This is a genomic window from Clostridiales bacterium (assembly GCA_017961515.1).
GTDB lineage: Bacteria > Bacillota > Clostridia > Acetivibrionales > RGIG10202 > RGIG10202.
Genome location: JAGCXC010000076.1, coordinates 1 through 2,215, shown reverse-complemented (window position 1 = coordinate 2,215; position 2,215 = coordinate 1). Strand labels below are relative to the sequence as shown.

Genomic DNA, 2,215 nt, shown 5'->3' with positions numbered 1-2,215 from the left:
TTACCATTCAAATCCGTGTGCATCCACGCGGAGCGTTAAATTTACGTCGGAGCTTGAACTCTCGTCTTCATTGTAAATATGTACCCACCGCCTACGCTTTTTCAAGCTTAGAGGCGGGGGACATCTCTGTACTTACGTTATACGGACACAACTTACCATTCAAATCAGTGCGCATCCAAAGTAGAGTGATTAACGTAAGTACAAAGATTGAACGCTCACTGAATTTTACTTGTTACCCATCGCGTATGTTGGTGATTAGAGGCGGTGGACTTCTCCTACTGAGTTAAACTAAAGTTGGAGCTGCTGTCAAGATTTCTCTGTTATCTTTGTATATTGTGTCAAATTGAGATATTGGCAAAGGATTTTTTCCACTGCCGACTTCTATTGTATAGCCAGGTTTATTAAATATTTCGATAAACCAATCTTTGTAGCCTGCGAATGCAGCTATGCTAGGTGTATTTTCTAAAGTATATCCGCTAAATTTCGAAAAGGTATTACCAATTTCTAAAGCATTAGGAGGAGTTATATCATTGTATAACCAAAAGATTACTTCACCTTGAGAATGATAAGATATAACAAGTTTAAAATCATGTGCTGAAGTAAAATTGACCATTGCTTGAGTTTCAGGTTCAGAGAGTGGATATGGACCACCATATCTAGTAGGTCCTGGTCCTACAATTCCAAGCATAGTTTCTTGATTTTTTCCCAATTGCCAAGATGCAGGGTAATTTCTATTTAAATCTGTCCCTTTTATGTTTGCTTGCCATACCTTAGAAAATGGCATTCCGGTGTTATTCCATTGTAAAAGTTGATAATAATAGGGATTATCTGGACTAAGTCCGTTTAAAACTAGATTAACACCATCTGGATTTACCATTGGGACAATATAAATACTACTTTCTTTCCATATCTCAGAGATATTATATCCGAGGAATGTAGATTTTTCAGCATACGCACGTGAAAAATCTTCTATAAATTTCATCATCAAAACAGAAGTTATCCATTCTAAAGAATGGTGGCTAGCGTTATACTGGACTTTTTTATCACCGTTTCCAAGTTTTATATAATACAAGTTTTTTCCAAGAACACTTTGACCAATTATTCCAGTTTCAATAAATGGATATCTCGTTTTTAGTGCACGAATATTCATTTCCATTATATCATAAGTATAATCAATATTTGTAAGTACAACATTTGAATTTAGTGGAACAATAATAGATTGCCCAATGGTTAAATTCATAGGATCTATACCAGGATTTGCTACTAAAATAGAATTTACACTTGTAGAAAATGAAGATGCAATTTTAAAAAGTGTATCAGATGGCGCAATTGTGTATGAAGTATAACCTAGTATAAATTTTTCTAAAGAATTCCAAGTTTTGTTATCTACAACACCATCTGGAGTAAGATAATTATTCTTTTGGTATTCTAACACAGCATTTTGAGTTTTTAACCCAAATATACCATCTATTTTGCCAACATCGTATCCTAAATTAATAAGAACGCTTTGTAAAAGTTTTACAAAAGGTCCAGTAGAACCTAATTTTAAAATATACATAATATTCTCCTAGTTTTAAGTATCATTATTTTTGGACTACTTTAATTTTATGCAATAATAAAACAGCATATTCTAGTAAAAATTTTTTAATATTGTTTTTTTTACATCTATCTCTAAAATTTTTTGGGCTAATTATCAAAGTAAACGCAACATTTTTTCTTTTGAGAGGGTGCGTATACCTCGATAATTATTTTTTGTGATTTGTATTGTATAATTCAGTCCGAGATTGAACTCCCGTCTTCATTGAAATTATTTACCCACTGCCTACTTAAAAAAAGATTAGAGGCAGGGGACAGATCTGTACTTACGTTATGGGCTATAAGCTTATTATCATGAGTATATTTATTAGTTTAATTCTTCTATTTTAATATAATGACGTCTGTTATCATCCTTATTTGTGTTTTCTGAGTTATATGATATACCAATCGCCAGTTTTGGACCTACGCAATTTCTAAGTGATTGCATATAATTTTTATTCTTTATCTGTTTTAAGGCTTCTTCTGGTGTAGAGTCCACTTTAAGTTCGAGTATAAATGCAGTATCACTTTTCTTGTTTGGTATAAATACAAAATCGGCATATCCTTCACCAGATTTAAATTCTCTGTGTATAGCATACTTTTTTAGTGCAGTTAAATATGCTATTTGAACAATAGATGC

2 protein-coding genes are annotated in these 2,215 nt (G+C 32.5%); both read right to left on the bottom strand.

The features are described from left to right. Positions 1 to 283: 283 nt before the first annotated feature. Positions 284 to 1,558 carry a peptidoglycan-binding protein gene (locus J6Y29_05065; protein ID MBP5427241.1) on the bottom strand — a complete coding sequence of 425 codons (1,275 nt, stop codon included), beginning with the start codon at positions 1,556 to 1,558 and terminating at the stop codon, positions 284 to 286. 345 nt (positions 1,559 to 1,903) lie between these two features. Further along, positions 1,904 to 2,215 (bottom strand): PD-(D/E)XK nuclease domain-containing protein (locus tag J6Y29_05060; GenBank protein ID MBP5427240.1); only part of this gene is annotated, 312 nt, incomplete at its 5' end.